This is a genomic window from Mesorhizobium australicum (genome assembly GCF_900177325.1).
Taxonomy (GTDB): domain Bacteria; phylum Pseudomonadota; class Alphaproteobacteria; order Rhizobiales; family Rhizobiaceae; genus Mesorhizobium_A; species Mesorhizobium_A australicum_A.
The window spans coordinates 3,695,243-3,709,356 of sequence record NZ_FXBL01000004.1 but is presented as its reverse complement, the minus strand read 5'-3'; the positions used below and the strand labels follow the sequence as shown (position 1 = coordinate 3,709,356).

The window sequence follows — 14,114 nt, the reverse complement described above, 5'->3', positions numbered from 1 at the left end:
CGGCCGTGGAACTGTTCGTCCTCCTCGCTTCATTCATCCTGTTCCTGGTCCTCGGCGCGTCCGTCGCGTCGGCGATGATCGTCTCGGCGGTTCTCTCGCTGCTGGTCAACGGCCTGCCCATGACCATCATGGCGGAGCGCGTACTCTCCGGCATCAATTCCTACACGCTGCTCGCGGTGCCCTTCTTCATCTTCGCAGCGGTGATCATGAACCGTGGCGGGCTGACTGACCGGCTTCTTGAGGTCGCTCGCTGCTTTGTCGGACATTTCCGCGGCGGTACCGCGCAGGTGGACGTGCTGGCTTCGATCTTCTTCGCTGGAATGTCCGGATCCGCGACGGCGGATGCCGCCTCGCAGGGGCGCATCCTCATCCCGCACATGAAGAAGGAAGGCTATGACGCCAGCTTCGCCGCGGGCGTGAACTCGGCCTCCGCCACGATCGGCGCGATCATTCCACCGTCGATCACGATGGTGATCTACGGTTCTGTCACCAACATCTCGGTTGGCGCGCTGTTCCTGGCGGGCATCATCCCAGGACTGTTGGTGGGGCTCGCCCTGATGGCGATGGTGACGTTCCTGTCGGCGCGCCGCGGCTATCCGCGCCAGCCTTACATGCCCTGGAAGGATCGCTGGCGTCCGATCTGGACCGCGTTCCCGGCCCTGCTTGCGCCCGTCATCATCCTCGGAGGCATCTTCACCGGCGCCACCACGCCAACCGAGGCAGGCGTGATCGCCTGTGTCTATGGACTGTTGCTCGGCTTCTTCGTCTATCGCGAGCTGAAGGTGAAGGACATCATGCCGCTGCTGGCCGAGACGGTCGAGGCGACGGCGGTTCCGGTCTACATCATCGGCGCAGGTTCGGTCTTCGGCTTCGCCCTCACCATGTCGGGCTTCGGCTTCATGGTGCAGGACATGATGACGGGACTGGTGGAAGGGCCGACCGCCTTCCTGCTGGTGGTGATCATCATCTTCATGCTCGTCGGGCTGTTCGTCGAAGGCACAGCGGCCATGCTGATCTTCGTGCCGGTGTTCATGCCGCTTGTGCAGCAGTTCGGTATCGACCAGCTGCAGTTCGCTATCATCGTGATCATCACGCTCCTGATCGGCACGATCACGCCGCCGGTCGGGCTGCAGCTGTTCATCGCGGCGGACATCGCGAAGCTCTCTGTGTTCAAGGTCGACATCTGGCCGTTCGTGGCGATCATGCTCGTCGTCGTGCTGGCGATCGTGTTCCTGCCCGGTCTCGTGACCTGGCTACCCGGCGTCATCATGTAGGGAGATGGCGACCTGACCGCCGGCCCAGGGGCATGGGCCGGCGGTCGCTATCCTCTCCGTGCTTGTCGGCGCATCGGCCGCGTGGCAGTACAGGCCGCGACGTTGCGCGGTGAAGCGGATGGCCGACAAGATCGATTTCAAGAAGAGCATGAAGGCGCTCTATGCGCCGCCGGCCGGGCGCTTCGTCGAGGTGGACGTGCCGCCGCTCTCCTATCTGATGGTCGACGGCGCGGGCGATCCGAACACGGCGGCCTCCTATAAATCGGCGGTCGAATGGCTCTATTCGGTCAGCTATCCGCTCAAGTTCGCCTCGAAGAGGGAACTCGGGCGCGACTACGCGGTGATGCCGCTGGAAGGGTTGTGGTGGGCCGACGACATGTCGACCTTCCTGTCGCGGGCGAAGGACAAGTGGTCCTGGACCATGATGATCCTGCAGCCGGACTGGATCACGGCGGAGATGGTCGACGCGGCGGCCGCCAAGGCCAGCGCCAAGCTTGGCCCGCGGCCGGCAAGCCTGCGGCTGGAACGGCTTGAGGAAGGCCTGTGCGTGCAAACCATGCATATAGGCTCCTATGATGACGAGGGGCCGGTGCTGGCGAGGCTGCACGACGAATACCTGCCGCAGCAGGGCCTGAAGGAGACAGGGCACCACCACGAGATCTATCTCGGCGATCCGCGCAAGACGGCGCCGGAAAAGTTGCGCACTGTCTTGCGGCAGCCTGTGCGGCGGCTGTCATGAGGCAGCGGACGATTTCCATCGCGACAAGCGGGCAGGGGCTCTACGAGTTTACTCGCGAGGCCGCGGGCTTCGTGCGCGAGGCAGGCGTCGAGACCGGACTGCTGACGCTGTTCGTGCGGCATACCTCCTGCTCGCTGCTGATCCAGGAAAACGCCGATCCGGACGTGCGGCGCGACCTCGACGCGTTCTTCCGCCGTCTCGTGCCGCCGTCGAACGATCCGTCGATGCGCTGGATCGTGCATACGACGGAAGGTCCGGACGACATGCCGGCGCACATCAAGGCGGCGCTGACGGCGGTGTCGATCTCCGTCCCGGTTGCGGACGGGCGGCTGGCGCTCGGCACCTGGCAGGGCATCTACCTGTTCGAGCATCGCGACCGGCCGCATCGCCGCGAGATCGTGCTGCACCTGTCGGCCTGAGCATCAGGGGGCTTTTCATGCCGGCCGCCTTGTGTCTCACTGGGCTGACACCGCAGGAGGCAGGATGATGCTCACCGGACCCTTGTCGCGCGCCGCGCGCGCCCTCGTCGAACTGACCCGCGAGCAGCTTGCCACGCAGTGCGGGCTCGACGTGGAGGCGATCCGCGCCTTCGAGCGGGGCTTGGGAGAGCTGGATGCTCGCCAGAAGGCGGGGCTGCAAGCCGCGCTCGAAGCGGCGGGCGCGGTGTTCATTCCCGAGAATGGCGGCGGCGCCGGCGTGCGGTTGAAATTCACCCGTTCCGAGACGAGGCGATTGTCGGTTCTCGAAAGCGAGGGCGGGATCGCGGCGGACGACGACGTGCCGTAACCCCGGGATCAGGCGACGAGTCCGGCGAACAGCGCCTCGACGACCTGTCTTGCTTCCTGCTCGCCGACGCCGTTCTCGCAATCGAGCGCGGCGCGGTCGAGCATGGCCCCCAGCATCGAGGTGAGGGGACCGAGCGGAAGCCGGCGGATAGCGCCTGCGCGCATGGCGGCCGCAAGGCCTTCGCGGAGTGTGCGGTTGCCGTGGCGGGCATCGATCTCGTCCATCGCGCCACGACCGAGCACCGCCGGTCCATCGAGCAAAAGCAAGCGGGTGCGGCCGGGCGTACGCATGGCGCGCAGATATGCCATGGAGCCTTCGACCAATGCGTCGGCGGGCTTGAGGGACGCGGGCGCAGCCGTTTCGATCTCGGTGGCCACGGCTGCGCTCTCGGCCTCGGCGACGGCGGCGAACAGGGCCTGCTTGTCGGCGAAGTGGTGGTAGAGCGCCCCGCGCGTCACCCCCGCCGCCTCAACCAGTTCCGGCGTTCCGGTAGCGGCATAGCCTTTTTCCGTGAAGAGCCTGCGGGCCGCTTCGATCAGCGTCGCACGCATCATTTCGCTGCGTTCGGCATTGGAGCGGCGCGTGTTCTCTTGTTGCATACATACAGCCTGTATGTTAATTGAATTCGACATACAGATTGTATGTATGTTGATTGGGAAAGGGAAGAGCGATGAAGACGACCAGCTATTATCCGGTGCTGATGACGGACGACGTGGCCGGCACGGCCGCATTTTACGTCGAGCATTTCGAGTTCCGGCCGCTGTTCGAGAGCGACTGGTACGTGCACCTGCAATCGGCCCGCGACAGGCGCGTGAACCTCGGCATCGTCGCGGGCGACCACGAGACCGTGCCGCCGGAGGGCAGGGGCAAGGCGTCGGGCCTCCTGATCAATTTTGAGGTCAAGGACCCGGATGCGGTCTATGAACGCGTGGTCGCGGCGGGGTTGCCGATCCTGCGCACGCTGCGCGACGAGCCGTTCGGACAGCGCCATTTCATCACCCGCGATCCGAACGGCGTGCTGATCGACGTGATCAAGCCGATCCCGCCGAGCGCGGAGTTCGCGGCGCAATACGCCGGCGAGGCGTTGCCGGATCGTTGACAGACGGCGATGCGACTGGCCTTTATGGCGAATGAGCATCGAGTTCCTGCTGACCACGCTGATCATCGTCGCTTCGCCGGGAACGGGCGCGGTCTATACGATCGCGGCGGGCCTGACGCGGGGCGCGCGGACGAGTGTGTGGGCGGCGTTCGCCTGCACGCTGGGCATCGTGCCGCACCTTGTCGCGGCGCTGTCCGGCGTCGCGGCGCTGTTGCACACCTCGGCGCTGTTGTTCGAACTCGTCAAATATGCGGGCGTCGCCTATCTGCTCTACATGGCCTGGGCGACCCTGAAGGAACGCGGTGCGATGCGCATCGATCCGGAGGCGGATGCGCGCAGCGCAGGTCAGATCATCGTCGACGGCATCCTGCTCAACCTGCTCAATCCGAAGCTGTCGATCTTCTTCGTGGCCTTCCTGCCGCAATTCATTGCGGCGGACGAACCGCACGTGCTGGCCCGGATGCTCGAACTGTCCGGCGTGTTCATGGCCGCGACCTTCGTCATCTTCGCGATCTATGGCCTGTTCGCTGCGGCCATGCGCGACAAGGTACTGGGCAGTGCGACGGCGATGGCCTGGATGCGGCGGACATTCGCCGCCGCCTTCGTCGCGCTCGGCGCAAGGCTGGCGCTGACGGAACGATAGACGCTCGCATAGACGCGGCAAAGCCCCCGGGCGCGTGCGCCTCGGGGGCTTGGCGGCAGTCCTGCCCGACGACTACCGCCAGCGCATCACTGCCAGTACTTCACCGGGCAATTGGGTGCGCTGCCGAAGGCGACGATCTTCTTCTGGCCGAACTTCTTGCCTTTCACGGTCACGCCCTTCCAGTTTGCCTTGGAGACGTAGGCCTTCTTCAGGCCCATGGACTTGGCCTTGTAGAGGGCTTTGCCGGGGCTGCAGTGCTTGTAGCCATATCCATAGCCCGGGCCGTAGCCGAACCCGGAACCGAAGCCTGTGCCGAAATGGACGTCGATCTTGATGTCGCCCGCACTGGCCGCGGACGGAGCGGCCGCGATAGCCGAGAACGCGATGAGAGCGGAGAGGGCGAGGGTCTTGGTCTTGTTGAACATGTAGTCCTCCTTTGGTCGGCTGCCGTGCGAACCATTCGCCGGCAGTGAGGACGGTATGAAGCAGCGAGCCTGAACCGGTTTCGAACCAGGCATTCATCTGAAGTTCACCTAACGTCAACACCGGAGGAACCTGCGAACTGCCAGGACGTTTCGTTTGTCCGAAGGAGGCCAGGACATGATGACCGCCGACATGAAGAAGACCGAAAAATCGCCCGCGGTGAAATCGCTGCGGAAGGAGCAGGCCGAACAGCGCCATGAGGGCAAGAAGACCGCCGAGGAGAAGTTGGAGCGCGGCCTCGAAGACAGCTTTCCTGCCAGCGACCCCGTCGCAGTGGCGAGCCCGACAATCAAGAGCGGCGAGCCCGATAAGGTCAGAAAGAAGTCTGTCGCAGCCAAATAGACGGTGAATCCCGCTCCGGCACTCGCGCCTGCCGGCGATCGGCCCTATGCTCGCGCCAAAGCAAATGTGCGAAGGACAGGGCATGTCGTTTCTGAAGAGATTGTTCGGCGGTGGAGGCGGCACGGCCGCGCCCGCGGCGCCTGCGAAGGAAGTGGAGCACGCGGGATACCTGATCCGCGCCACGCCGTTCCAGGAGAACGGGCAATGGCAGACGAGCGGCGTCGTCACCCGCGAGATCGACGGCACCGTGCGCGAGCACCGCTTCATCCGCGCCGACCGCTTTCCCTCGCAGGACATGGCGGCCGAGCACGCGATCGTCAAAGGCCGGCAGATCATCGACCAGCAGGGCGACCGGATGTTCGACTGAGAGGCGGGACGGAATCATGAAGATCACACCTTGTGGCGCATCCGCATCCAAGAAGCCGCCGGCGGACTATTTTACCGGCACGGTATGGCAGGAGCCGATCGTCGAGGCTCCCGACCCGGCGCGCGTGCGGGCGGCGATGGTGACGTTCGAGCCTGGCGCGCGGACCAACTGGCACACGCATCCGCTTGGGCAGACGCTGCATGTCGTGTCGGGCGCGGGGCTTGCACAGGTTTGGGGACAGGCGATCCACGAGATCAAGGCTGGCGACACGGTGTGGATCCCGCCGGGGGAGAAGCACTGGCACGGGGCGACACCCACGACCCGGATGGCGCATATCGCGATTCACGAGGCGCTTGACGGAGTGCATGTCGACTGGCTGGAGCCGGTGACGGACGCGCAATATGGTGGTTGAGCCGGCTTGATGCGTTGAATCACGTCGTTCGCGGACAGAATCGGGGGAGGGCGGCATGTCGCTGAAAGGCAAGACGATTTTCATCTCGGGCGGATCGCGCGGGATCGGGCTCGCGATCGCGCTGCGGGCAGCGCAGGACGGCGCCAACGTGACGATCGCGGCCAAGACCGCGGAGCCGCATCCGAAGCTGCCCGGCACGATCTACACGGCGGCTGAGGAGATCGAGGCCGCGGGCGGCAAGGCGCTGCCGGTGCTGTGCGACATTCGCGAGGAGGCGCAGGTGGCCGCGGCGGTGGAGAAAACGGTCGAGCGGTTCGGCGGCATCGACATTTGCATCAACAATGCGAGCGCGATCCAGCTGACCGGCACGCTCGAGACCGACATGAAGCGCTACGACCTGATGAACGGGATCAATGCGCGGGGCACGTTCCTCGTCTCCAAGACCTGCATTCCGCACCTGAAAAAAGCGCAGAACCCGCATATCCTGAACCTGTCGCCGCCGCTCGACATGGCTGCGAAATGGTTCAAGAACCACGTCGCCTACACCATGGCGAAGTTCGGCATGTCCATGTGCACGCTCGGCATGAGCGCGGAATTCGCGAAGGACGGCATCGCGGTCAACTCGCTGTGGCCGCTGACCGCGATCGACACCGCCGCGGTGCGCAACCTGCTCGGCGGCGAGGCGGTGGCCTCGATGAGCCGCCTGCCGGCCATCATGGCGGACGCCGCGCATGCGATCCTGACCAGGCCGTCCCGCGACTGCACCGGCAACTTCTTCATCGACGAGCTTGTGCTGCGCGAGGAGGGCGTGAGCGATTTCTCGGCCTATGCGCCGGGCGCAAAAGGGCCTTTGGCGGGCGATTTCTTCGTGCCGGACGAGGCGTTCGCAAAAAGCCCCACCAAGGTGGCGAAGGCGCTGCCGGGGTAGGTCAGAGGTGGAGTTTCGGATCCATGCTGCCATGCAGGATGCGAACCACGTCGATGCTCTCCGGCTCGATGTGAAAATACAGCACGTGCGATCCGGCGACGAACTTGCGCAGGCCCGCTTCGCCGATGCCGGCCGGTCGCGCCAGACCGGGATTGACGTCGACAACGTTCAATGAGCCGGTGAGCATCCTCACATATTCATTCGCCTTGGCGCGGCTCCATGTTCTGGACGTGTAGTCCCAGATTTCGCGAATATCCTTCCTGGCTGCTGGCCGGAGGCGTAACGCCCGCTTCATTCGGCGTTCATTTCAGTGAGGAAATCCTCGACGTCGAACGGCTCGGGCGCGCCGGAGCTATATCCCTCATCAATCGCCGCGCGCAATTTTTCCAGTGCGATCTCCTGTTCTTCCAGCAAACGCAGGCCGGCGCGCACGGCTTCGCTGGCGGTGGCAAAGCGGCCCTTCGCAATCTGGCGGTCGATGAATTCGAGATAGGGCGCGCCGAGGGAGATGGAGGTGTTCTTGGTCATGGCATGCTCCTGAATTACCAATAGATGGTAATTTAGGGCTGCCTGTTGTCAAGCATCGCCGAACATCAGGTCGCGCACCATCGTGGGGACGGATTGGACGCGCTTCAGCGCCGCCTTCAGGGCCGAGACGTCGCCGCGCGAGAGGCGGGCAAGTTCCACCTTGTTGGACACGGGTATGCCGGCGTGCAGGTCGCTGCTCTGCTGGGCAAGCATCAGGCGCAGGATGAGGCCGTGGGCATCGCAGAGCGCGCGGAGATCTGCCTCGGCGCCGACGCGTTTCGCGATCAGTCCCTCCAGCCGGTCGCGCGTGCCACGGGCGCGAATGTCGTGGCGGATGGCAAGCGTGCGTGCGGCCGAGACGATCGGGAACAGGCCGGCCTTCTTCAGGTCGATGCGGCCGTCTTCCGTCTGCAGGTTGCCGAGAAAGCCGAAGGGCGAGCCGAGCGCGTCGAGCTGCCCGGCCAGAAGCTTCGCGAAGGCGGTCGCGCGATGCCCTTCGGAATAGGCGAAATCATGCAGGCTGTTGGCGAGGTCGATGTCGCCGGCGACGGCGTACAGGTCAAAGAAGATATCGACATTGAGCAGGTCCTCGGGGCGCGAGCGAGACATCCACTCGCCGACGCGGTCGCGCCAAGTTGCCACCGAGCCCCGCCACTCTGGATTCTTCGCCATCACGCCGCCCTTGCAGAACGGAATCCCCGCCTGATCAAGGATCGCGGCCATGCGGTGGCCGAGTTCGGCGAACCAGAGGTCCTCCGGTCCGCCGGGTGCGCCCTGCGCAAAGACGATGGCGTTGTCCTGGTCCGCCGCGAGCAGGCTTTCGCCGCGCCCGCCGGAACCGAGCACGAGGATGGCGTAAGGGCAGGGCGGGAAGCCGAGACCCTCGCTGATCATCGTTTCTTCGCCGAGCGCAGCCGCCCGGCGGGTCATGGCCCTCAGCTCCTCGCTGACCACTCCGGCAATCTGGCGCGCGTCGATCTGCTCGGCGATCAGCGCCTCCGCGACCGAAGGAAGCGTTGCCCAGGCGGCAGCCAGGTGCCGAGCCGTATCGGCCTCCTCGATCGCATCATCGAGGCTGACGGCCGCTCCGCCGCGCAGCCTGAGCAGATCGCGGGCGGAGACAATGCCGCTGAGGCGCCCTTCCTCGGTGCGCACGGCAAGATGGCGAATCTTCAGCCGCGCCATGCGGCCGATGGCGCGGTAGACAAAGGCGCTCTCGCGAACGGAGACCAGCGGTCGCGTCGCGGTTTTACCCGCTTGTCGTTCGAGCGCGGCCGCACCGCCGCGGGCGATGTGGCGCATCACGTCACGCTCGGTCAGAATGCCGTAGTCGGCGAGCGGCGCAGCGGGGGCGGCGTGATCGGAAACGAAGACAGAGCTGATGCGCCGTTCCGACATCGTCGCCACCGCGTCAGCAAGCGTTGCCGAGGACGGCAGAATGACGGGCGGCGAGGACATGATGTCGGCCACGCGATGGTTGTAGGCATAGGGATCGACCGCGCGCAGAAGGGCCGGCGCCTCAGCGGGGCTGCGGACCGGCTCGGCCCAGCCGGCGCGATGATGCGTCTCCAGTTCCGCGGTCAGCGACAGGCAGGCGCGCTCGGCCTCGGCAAGCGTGCGCACACCGCGTTCGGACAGGCGCGGCAGGAGCGCGGCGAAGATGGCGGCCGCGGCCCTCGCATCGCCGAGCGCGCGGTGGCGGCTCTCGATCGGCACGCCGAGCCATGCCGCGATCATGTCCAGCGAATAGTCGGGAAGGGCCGGGCTGGCGAGGGTGGCGAGCAGGCGCACGCAGAGCGAGCGCGGCTTGGCCCAGCGCATCCCGGCGCGCGCGGCCTCGCGTTCGAAAATGGCGAGGTCATAGCCGATCGAATGGCCGATCAGGACGCGCGGTCCGGCAAAGGCGGCAAAGGCGGCATAGGCTTCCGGGAAAGGCGGCGCGCCGGCGACCGTCTCGGCGCTGATGCCGTGGATCGCGGAAGAGGCCGGCGGTATCGTCATTGCCGGGTCCACCAGCGTCGCGAATTCCTCACCGCCGGCGAGCCTCACGGCGCCGATCTCGATCACGCGCGCCACCGACGTGTCGAGGCTCGTCGTCTCGGTGTCGATCGCCACCGCGTCGAGCGCGGCCAGCGGCGTGGCGCCCGTTGTGGGCCTCATCTCCATTCTCCTCCGCGCCAAAGCTAGCCGATGACGCGGAAAGACAGAAGGGCGCCGACACCAGACCTTCGTCTGCGGTCATCGTTCCTCAGGCAGGAGATCGATAAAAAGCCCGGCCGGTGGGTGCCGGCCGGGCAGGTGTCCTGTCCACCCTATCGGGGGACGGGGCAGGGATCTGCTACTGCGCGCTCGCCACGGGGGCGACGAGCGGGGTGATGCGGCGGATCGCAACGCGACGGTTCTCGCGCTCGGCCGCCGGCGTATCGATCTTCAGATACTGTTCGCCATAGCCCTGGGTGGTGAGGTTCTCTGCCGGGACCTGGAACACCTCGGTGAGGGCCGAGGCAACTGCCTCGGCGCGCTCGTCGGAGAGCGTCAGGTTCGACAGATCGGAGCCGACCGCGTCGGTGTGGCCTTCGATGAGGAAGGTCTCCGCCGGGTTCTTTTCCAGGAGGCGCAGCATCGCGTTCGCCACGCCGTCCAACTTTTCCACCTGGCTGTCGTCGATGTTAGCCGAGCCGGTGTCGAAGGTGATCGTGTCGAGGTCGATGCGCCGCACGCTGTCGCGCACGCGGGCCGACCGCTTCACCTCGTCCACCGAATAGAGGCGCTCGACCTTCTCGACCGGAGGCTGTTCGAGGAACTCGTAATAGGCCTCGTCGTCGTTGTAGTCGACCCGCTCGGCGTCGAAGACATACTGCTCGTAGGGCATGGTGATGACCAGCGGCGGCAGGTCGTCGCCCGGATCGCGCCATTCGCCGCGGCCGCCACGATCAAGCCGGTCCTCGTCGACATAGACCAGCACATATTCGCGGCCATCCGGCATGATGCGCGAACGACGGATCACCTCGCCGTAGCGGTCGCGGATGGTCACGATGGTCACGCCGTTCGGGCGCACGATCGTCTCGCGGGTGCGGCCGCGCGGCAGCTCCTCATAGTAGACGTCGCGCGAGTCGCGGGTGAGACGGGAACGATCGTTGTTCTCGATCAGGAGCTGGTTACCGAGCTCGAAGATGACGCGGCTGCCGATCTCCTTCAGCACGTCCGCGCCTTCCGGCCGCTCGTAGCGGCGTGGACGACCTTCGACGCGGCGGCCCTGTTCGTCGCGGACGGACGGAAGGTCGTCCACACGCGGCGCATTGGCCTGCGCATCCTCGTCATTGGCCGGCGGCGGGGTCGGCGAACGCGCGATCGGCGGCGCAACCGGTTCGTTGCCCTGACCGACATCGCGACGGCCGTCGCCGCGGCGACGCGGCTTCTGGCTGTCGAGGATCGGAGCCGCATTCTCGGGCGCGCCCTCAATGGCGCCGGGCTGGCCCGCCTGCTGGGGCGGGGGCTCCGTTGCGCCCGGCTGGCGCGCGGGACCGCCTTCCACCGTGCCGCCCTCAGCCGCCGGCTGTTCGCCCTGCAGCTTGCGCAGCGCCTCGCGGCGTTCGCGCAGGCGGCGCTCGCGATCGGTCTCGTTGGGCTTGGCCTGCTCCGCCTCACCGGCGCCGGCGGCCGGCGGCTCGGCCGGTTGCGCCTGGCGGGGAGGCTGTGCCGGTTCGGCCGGCTGCGCAGGCTGGGCCTGACGCGGAGGCTCAGCCTCCTGAGAAGGTTGGGCAGGCTGCGCGGGCTGGGCAGGTTCGGCGCGCTGGGGCGGCTTCTGTTCGGAGCTTCCCGTATCGGCGCCGTTGTCCTGACCTTGTTGAAGCTTCTTGAGCGCCTCGCGGCGCTGACGCAGGCGCTCCTCGCGCGAGGCCTGACCTTCGCCCTTGCTCGCAGCCGGCTGTTCCGGCTGAGCGCGCTGCTCGGGCTTGGCAGGACGGGCTGCAGGCTCTTCCGCCTGTTCGGCCGGCTGCTGCGCCTTGCGGTTATTGCGCGGCTGTGTCTCTTCCGCGGGCTGCGCCTCCCGGCGTGGCGGCGCCTCGGCAGGCTTTTCAGGCTCGGCACGGCGGATCACCGGTTTTTCCTGCTGTTCGGCAGGCTGCTGGGCGCGACGATTGTTGCGCGGCTGGGCCTCTTCCGCCGGCTGTTCAGCATCCTGCCGCTGACCCTTGCGGCGTGGCGCGGGTTCCTCCGCCGCCTGTTCGGGCTGGGCCTGCCGGGCTTTCTGGTTCTGGCGTTCCTGGCGCTGGCGGGGCAGAAGTTGCTCGCTCTCTTCGGAGCTTCCCGCTGCACCCTGCGCCAGAAGTATTGTGTCCTGGGGAACCGGGCCGGTGACGATGCGGTCGATGGACGAGTTCTCCCCGCCGGCCTGCGCGGCGTAGGCCACGGGTGCTGCTTCGGCCATCAAGAGGCCAAGCGCGGTCGCCGCGGCGATCTTTGTTTTGAGCTTGTTCAAGGCAGACTCCTTATTCCGTATTGGACGGCCCTTCGGCACGCAAACCCTCTGCTGGGGCTTTGGTTCCTTCCACCATCCAACCGGGGCGAATTGTGGGAGAGGATGTGGCGCGGCGCGCCGGAATTGCGGCGCCGGCCTTGACCCGGACGATGGCAGGGGACACATGCGCGCCATGTCGCAACCGTTCTGGAAGACCGTTCCCCTCGAGGAGATGACCGCCGCGCAGTGGGAATCGCTGTGCGACGGCTGCGGCAAGTGCTGCCTGTCCAAGCTCGAGGACGAGGACACCGGCGACATCTACTTCACCTCCGTCGGCTGCCGCTTGTTTGATGCCGGCACGTGCCGCTGCACCGACTACGCCAACCGGCAGAAGAAAGTGGAAGACTGCGTGCAGCTGACGCCGCAGAACGTGCGCACGATCCCCTGGCTACCGTCGACCTGTGCCTACCGGCTGGTGGCGACCGGGCAGGACCTTGCCTGGTGGCATCCGCTCGTCTCGGGCCGCGCCGACACGGTGCACAAAGCGGGCATCTCCGTGCGGGGCAAAGTCACCGCCAACGAGAGCGATCTGGCCGAGCCGGAGGACTATTTCGACCACATGCTTGCCGACGAGCCGTGACCTTCCGGCGCGTCTTTCCGGAAAAAATCCATAAGAATCATGGCGGTAATCCATGAATGACAGATGAACGGCAGGTTCCGCTGTCGTTCAGGCCGGCCGGCGCATCTTCGTGCAATCGCTTCGGCGATCGAAATTCAGCGAAGCCCCAGCAAACGGAGAATTTCCATGGCCAACCTCCTCAAGACCGCATTCCTTTCCGCTCTCATCGGCCTCGGCGCGCTCGGCGCGGCACCGGCTTCCGCCCAGTCGGGCGTCTATCTTGGTCTCGGTGGCGGCCATCACGGGCCGAGCGTCGGCGTCTGGTTTGGCGACAGCGGCCATTCCTACCGCCGCTATGATCGCCGCCACGACCGGCGCTGGGAGCACCGCCGCGGCTGCTCGGCCGGCCAAGCCCTGAACAAGGCCGAGCGCATGGGTATCCGCCACGCCCGCGTGGTCGACATCGACCGCCGCTCGGTCGACGTGCGCGGCCGCAAGTATGGCGAGCGCGTGCGCGTGTCCTTCGCCCGCGCCCCGGGCTGCCCGCTGATCTACTGATCCGCAGGCTGAAATCAAAAAGGCCGGAGGGTCACCCCTCCGGCCTTTTTTCGTGCGCGGTGTCCGGCGCTTACTGGCCGAGTTCGAAGGTGACGTTGACGTCGACCCGGTAAGCGTTCTCGCCGGCCTCGACCGGAACGCTCGCTGCCGCGGCGTCGCGGACCTTCATCGCATAGGGAACGGCCTGGGGCATGTAGCTCTGTTCCGAGATCTCGATCACCTTGCCGAGCCCGACGCCTGCCGCTTCGGCAAGGGTCTTGGCCTTGGCCGTCGCATTCTTGATCGCCTTGATGCGGGCCTCGGTGAGGGCCGCGGACGGATCGTCATTGGTGAAGGAGATGCCGCCGCCCTGGTTGACGCCGAGCGTCACCGCCTTGTCGAGCACGGTGCCGACCTTGGCGATCTCGCGCAGGCGCACCGTGAGCGTGTTGTTGACCTCGTAGCCGGTGATTTTCGGCGGCTGGCCCTGCTGGTCGGAGGTCGGGTAGGCGTAGACCGGCGAAATGGAGAAGTTGGAGGTCTGCAGGTCGCGATCGGCTACCCCTTCCGCCTTCATCGCCGCCGTAACCTCGGCCATCGCCGCGTTCGCTGCGTCGAGAGCCGCGCGCGCGGTGTCGGCCTGGCGCATTACGCCCAGCGTCAGCACCGCCATGTCGGGAGCGATCGCCGCCTCGCCCTGGCCGGTGACGACGATTCGCGGCGCGGGTCGCGGCGCCTCCTGGGCGAAAGCGGCCGAATGCGCGAATGCCGGCAACGCAAGCGCCGCAAGCGCGGCCTTGAGAGTGGATTTCTTCATGATGGCTCCGTGGTCGTTTCTGCCCCTATGCGGAAGGGTGTTCGCGCGGTTCTAAGGCAAATCTGCGGCGTGAGCCCA

General features: G+C 66.3%; 19 protein-coding genes. 12 read left to right on the top strand and 7 right to left on the bottom strand.

Annotated features, from left to right (window positions below; translation table 11 throughout):
• Positions 1–5 precede the first annotated feature (5 nt).
• The 4 genes from B9Z03_RS20800 to B9Z03_RS20785 all read left to right on the top strand — a co-directional run bounded on the left by B9Z03_RS20800 (position 6) and on the right by B9Z03_RS20785 (position 2,799).
• Positions 6–1,274, top strand: a complete 1,269-nt coding sequence (locus B9Z03_RS20800) for a TRAP transporter large permease (protein ID WP_176247579.1) — start codon at positions 6–8, stop codon at positions 1,272–1,274.
• A gap of 118 nt (positions 1,275–1,392) precedes the next feature.
• On the top strand, positions 1,393–2,013 hold the full coding sequence (locus B9Z03_RS20795) for a GyrI-like domain-containing protein (protein WP_085465954.1): 621 nt from the start codon (positions 1,393–1,395) through the stop codon (positions 2,011–2,013).
• Positions 2,010–2,432 (top strand): secondary thiamine-phosphate synthase enzyme YjbQ, encoded by a 423-nt coding sequence (locus B9Z03_RS20790; RefSeq protein WP_085465953.1) that lies wholly within the window; start codon positions 2,010–2,012, stop codon positions 2,430–2,432. The genes B9Z03_RS20795 and B9Z03_RS20790 overlap by 4 nt, the downstream gene beginning before the upstream one ends.
• A 67-nt stretch (positions 2,433–2,499) precedes the next feature.
• Positions 2,500–2,799, top strand: a complete 300-nt coding sequence (locus tag B9Z03_RS20785; protein ID WP_176247578.1) for a helix-turn-helix domain-containing protein — start codon at positions 2,500–2,502, stop codon at positions 2,797–2,799.
• An 8-nt stretch (positions 2,800–2,807) separates the two neighbouring features.
• Here B9Z03_RS20785 and B9Z03_RS20780 read toward each other — a convergent pair whose 3' ends face one another.
• Complete coding sequence (locus tag B9Z03_RS20780; RefSeq protein ID WP_085465951.1) at positions 2,808–3,398, bottom strand: TetR/AcrR family transcriptional regulator; 591 nt, start codon at positions 3,396–3,398, stop codon at positions 2,808–2,810.
• Between the two features lie 71 nt (positions 3,399–3,469).
• On the opposite strand from B9Z03_RS20780, the gene B9Z03_RS20775 reads away from it, so the two are divergent.
• Positions 3,470–3,898, top strand: a complete 429-nt coding sequence (locus tag B9Z03_RS20775) for a VOC family protein (RefSeq protein WP_085465950.1) — start codon at positions 3,470–3,472, stop codon at positions 3,896–3,898.
• Between the two features lie 31 nt (positions 3,899–3,929).
• Positions 3,930–4,541, top strand: a complete 612-nt coding sequence (locus B9Z03_RS20770) for a LysE family translocator (protein WP_085465949.1) — start codon at positions 3,930–3,932, stop codon at positions 4,539–4,541.
• Between the two features lie 86 nt (positions 4,542–4,627).
• On the opposite strand, the gene B9Z03_RS20765 is transcribed toward B9Z03_RS20770, so the two are convergent.
• Entirely contained in the window at positions 4,628–4,966 is a 339-nt protein-coding gene (locus B9Z03_RS20765; protein ID WP_085465948.1) for a hypothetical protein, read from the bottom strand.
• 175 nt (positions 4,967–5,141) lie between these two features.
• Between B9Z03_RS20765 and B9Z03_RS20760 the strand changes: the two genes are divergently transcribed.
• The 4 genes from B9Z03_RS20760 (at position 5,142) to B9Z03_RS20745 (ending at position 7,073) form a co-directional block, all read left to right on the top strand.
• Positions 5,142–5,366: a hypothetical protein gene (locus tag B9Z03_RS20760; RefSeq protein ID WP_139832349.1), complete on the top strand. Its 225-nt coding sequence runs from the start codon at positions 5,142–5,144 to the stop codon at positions 5,364–5,366.
• An 82-nt stretch (positions 5,367–5,448) separates the two neighbouring features.
• The gene (locus B9Z03_RS20755) at positions 5,449–5,733 is read left to right on the top strand and encodes an HlyU family transcriptional regulator (protein WP_085465946.1); all 285 of its coding nucleotides are present in this window, start codon (positions 5,449–5,451) and stop codon (positions 5,731–5,733) included.
• A gap of 16 nt (positions 5,734–5,749) precedes the next feature.
• Positions 5,750–6,145 carry a (R)-mandelonitrile lyase gene (locus tag B9Z03_RS20750; RefSeq protein WP_085465945.1) on the top strand — a complete coding sequence of 132 codons (396 nt, stop codon included), beginning with the start codon at positions 5,750–5,752 and terminating at the stop codon, positions 6,143–6,145.
• Positions 6,146–6,200: 55 nt separating this feature from the next.
• The gene (locus B9Z03_RS20745; protein ID WP_085465944.1) at positions 6,201–7,073 is read left to right on the top strand and encodes an SDR family oxidoreductase; all 873 of its coding nucleotides are present in this window, start codon (positions 6,201–6,203) and stop codon (positions 7,071–7,073) included.
• A gap of 1 nt (position 7,074) precedes the next feature.
• Here B9Z03_RS20745 and B9Z03_RS20740 read toward each other — a convergent pair whose 3' ends face one another.
• The 4 genes from B9Z03_RS20740 to B9Z03_RS20725 form a co-directional block, all read right to left on the bottom strand.
• A complete protein-coding gene (locus tag B9Z03_RS20740; protein WP_085465943.1) occupies positions 7,075–7,368 on the bottom strand; it encodes a type II toxin-antitoxin system RelE/ParE family toxin in 294 nt (97 codons plus the stop codon).
• The gene (locus tag B9Z03_RS20735) at positions 7,365–7,601 is read right to left on the bottom strand and encodes a type II toxin-antitoxin system ParD family antitoxin (protein WP_085465942.1); all 237 of its coding nucleotides are present in this window, start codon (positions 7,599–7,601) and stop codon (positions 7,365–7,367) included. The genes B9Z03_RS20740 and B9Z03_RS20735 overlap by 4 nt, the downstream gene beginning before the upstream one ends.
• 48 nt (positions 7,602–7,649) lie before the next feature.
• Positions 7,650–9,761: a DUF294 nucleotidyltransferase-like domain-containing protein gene (locus tag B9Z03_RS20730; protein WP_085465941.1), complete on the bottom strand. Its 2,112-nt coding sequence runs from the start codon at positions 9,759–9,761 to the stop codon at positions 7,650–7,652.
• Positions 9,762–9,939: 178 nt separating this feature from the next.
• Complete coding sequence (locus B9Z03_RS20725; RefSeq protein ID WP_244561802.1) at positions 9,940–12,084, bottom strand: OmpA family protein; 2,145 nt, start codon at positions 12,082–12,084, stop codon at positions 9,940–9,942.
• Between the two features lie 172 nt (positions 12,085–12,256).
• Between B9Z03_RS20725 and B9Z03_RS20720 the strand changes: the two genes are divergently transcribed.
• Both B9Z03_RS20720 and B9Z03_RS20715 read left to right on the top strand, forming a co-directional pair.
• Positions 12,257–12,703: a YcgN family cysteine cluster protein gene (locus B9Z03_RS20720; protein WP_085467791.1), complete on the top strand. Its 447-nt coding sequence runs from the start codon at positions 12,257–12,259 to the stop codon at positions 12,701–12,703.
• Between the two features lie 165 nt (positions 12,704–12,868).
• Complete coding sequence (locus B9Z03_RS20715; protein WP_139832348.1) at positions 12,869–13,240, top strand: hypothetical protein; 372 nt, start codon at positions 12,869–12,871, stop codon at positions 13,238–13,240.
• 70 nt (positions 13,241–13,310) lie between these two features.
• Here B9Z03_RS20715 and B9Z03_RS20710 read toward each other — a convergent pair whose 3' ends face one another.
• Positions 13,311–14,036: an SIMPL domain-containing protein gene (locus B9Z03_RS20710; protein ID WP_085465939.1), complete on the bottom strand. Its 726-nt coding sequence runs from the start codon at positions 14,034–14,036 to the stop codon at positions 13,311–13,313.
• Positions 14,037–14,114: the final 78 nt, after the last annotated feature.

Bases quoted from the DNA above. Each gene is read 5' to 3' on its own strand.
- B9Z03_RS20795 (WP_085465954.1), top strand. From the start codon at position 1,393: ATGGCCGACAAGATCGATTTCAAGAAGAGCATGAAGGCGCTCTATGCG.
- B9Z03_RS20790 (WP_085465953.1), top strand. From the start codon at position 2,010: ATGAGGCAGCGGACGATTTCCATCGCGACAAGCGGGCAGGGGCTCTAC.
- B9Z03_RS20785 (WP_176247578.1), top strand. From the start codon at position 2,500: ATGCTCACCGGACCCTTGTCGCGCGCCGCGCGCGCCCTCGTCGAACTG.
- B9Z03_RS20780 (WP_085465951.1), bottom strand. From the start codon at position 3,398: ATGCAACAAGAGAACACGCGCCGCTCCAATGCCGAACGCAGCGAAATG.
- B9Z03_RS20775 (WP_085465950.1), top strand. From the start codon at position 3,470: ATGAAGACGACCAGCTATTATCCGGTGCTGATGACGGACGACGTGGCC.
- B9Z03_RS20770 (WP_085465949.1), top strand. From the start codon at position 3,930: ATGAGCATCGAGTTCCTGCTGACCACGCTGATCATCGTCGCTTCGCCG.
- B9Z03_RS20765 (WP_085465948.1), bottom strand. From the start codon at position 4,966: ATGTTCAACAAGACCAAGACCCTCGCCCTCTCCGCTCTCATCGCGTTC.
- B9Z03_RS20760 (WP_139832349.1), top strand. From the start codon at position 5,142: ATGATGACCGCCGACATGAAGAAGACCGAAAAATCGCCCGCGGTGAAA.
- B9Z03_RS20755 (WP_085465946.1), top strand. From the start codon at position 5,449: ATGTCGTTTCTGAAGAGATTGTTCGGCGGTGGAGGCGGCACGGCCGCG.
- B9Z03_RS20750 (WP_085465945.1), top strand. From the start codon at position 5,750: ATGAAGATCACACCTTGTGGCGCATCCGCATCCAAGAAGCCGCCGGCG.
- B9Z03_RS20745 (WP_085465944.1), top strand. From the start codon at position 6,201: ATGTCGCTGAAAGGCAAGACGATTTTCATCTCGGGCGGATCGCGCGGG.
- B9Z03_RS20740 (WP_085465943.1), bottom strand. From the start codon at position 7,368: ATGAAGCGGGCGTTACGCCTCCGGCCAGCAGCCAGGAAGGATATTCGC.
- B9Z03_RS20735 (WP_085465942.1), bottom strand. From the start codon at position 7,601: ATGACCAAGAACACCTCCATCTCCCTCGGCGCGCCCTATCTCGAATTC.
- B9Z03_RS20730 (WP_085465941.1), bottom strand. From the start codon at position 9,761: ATGAGGCCCACAACGGGCGCCACGCCGCTGGCCGCGCTCGACGCGGTG.
- B9Z03_RS20720 (WP_085467791.1), top strand. From the start codon at position 12,257: ATGTCGCAACCGTTCTGGAAGACCGTTCCCCTCGAGGAGATGACCGCC.
- B9Z03_RS20715 (WP_139832348.1), top strand. From the start codon at position 12,869: ATGGCCAACCTCCTCAAGACCGCATTCCTTTCCGCTCTCATCGGCCTC.
- B9Z03_RS20710 (WP_085465939.1), bottom strand. From the start codon at position 14,036: ATGAAGAAATCCACTCTCAAGGCCGCGCTTGCGGCGCTTGCGTTGCCG.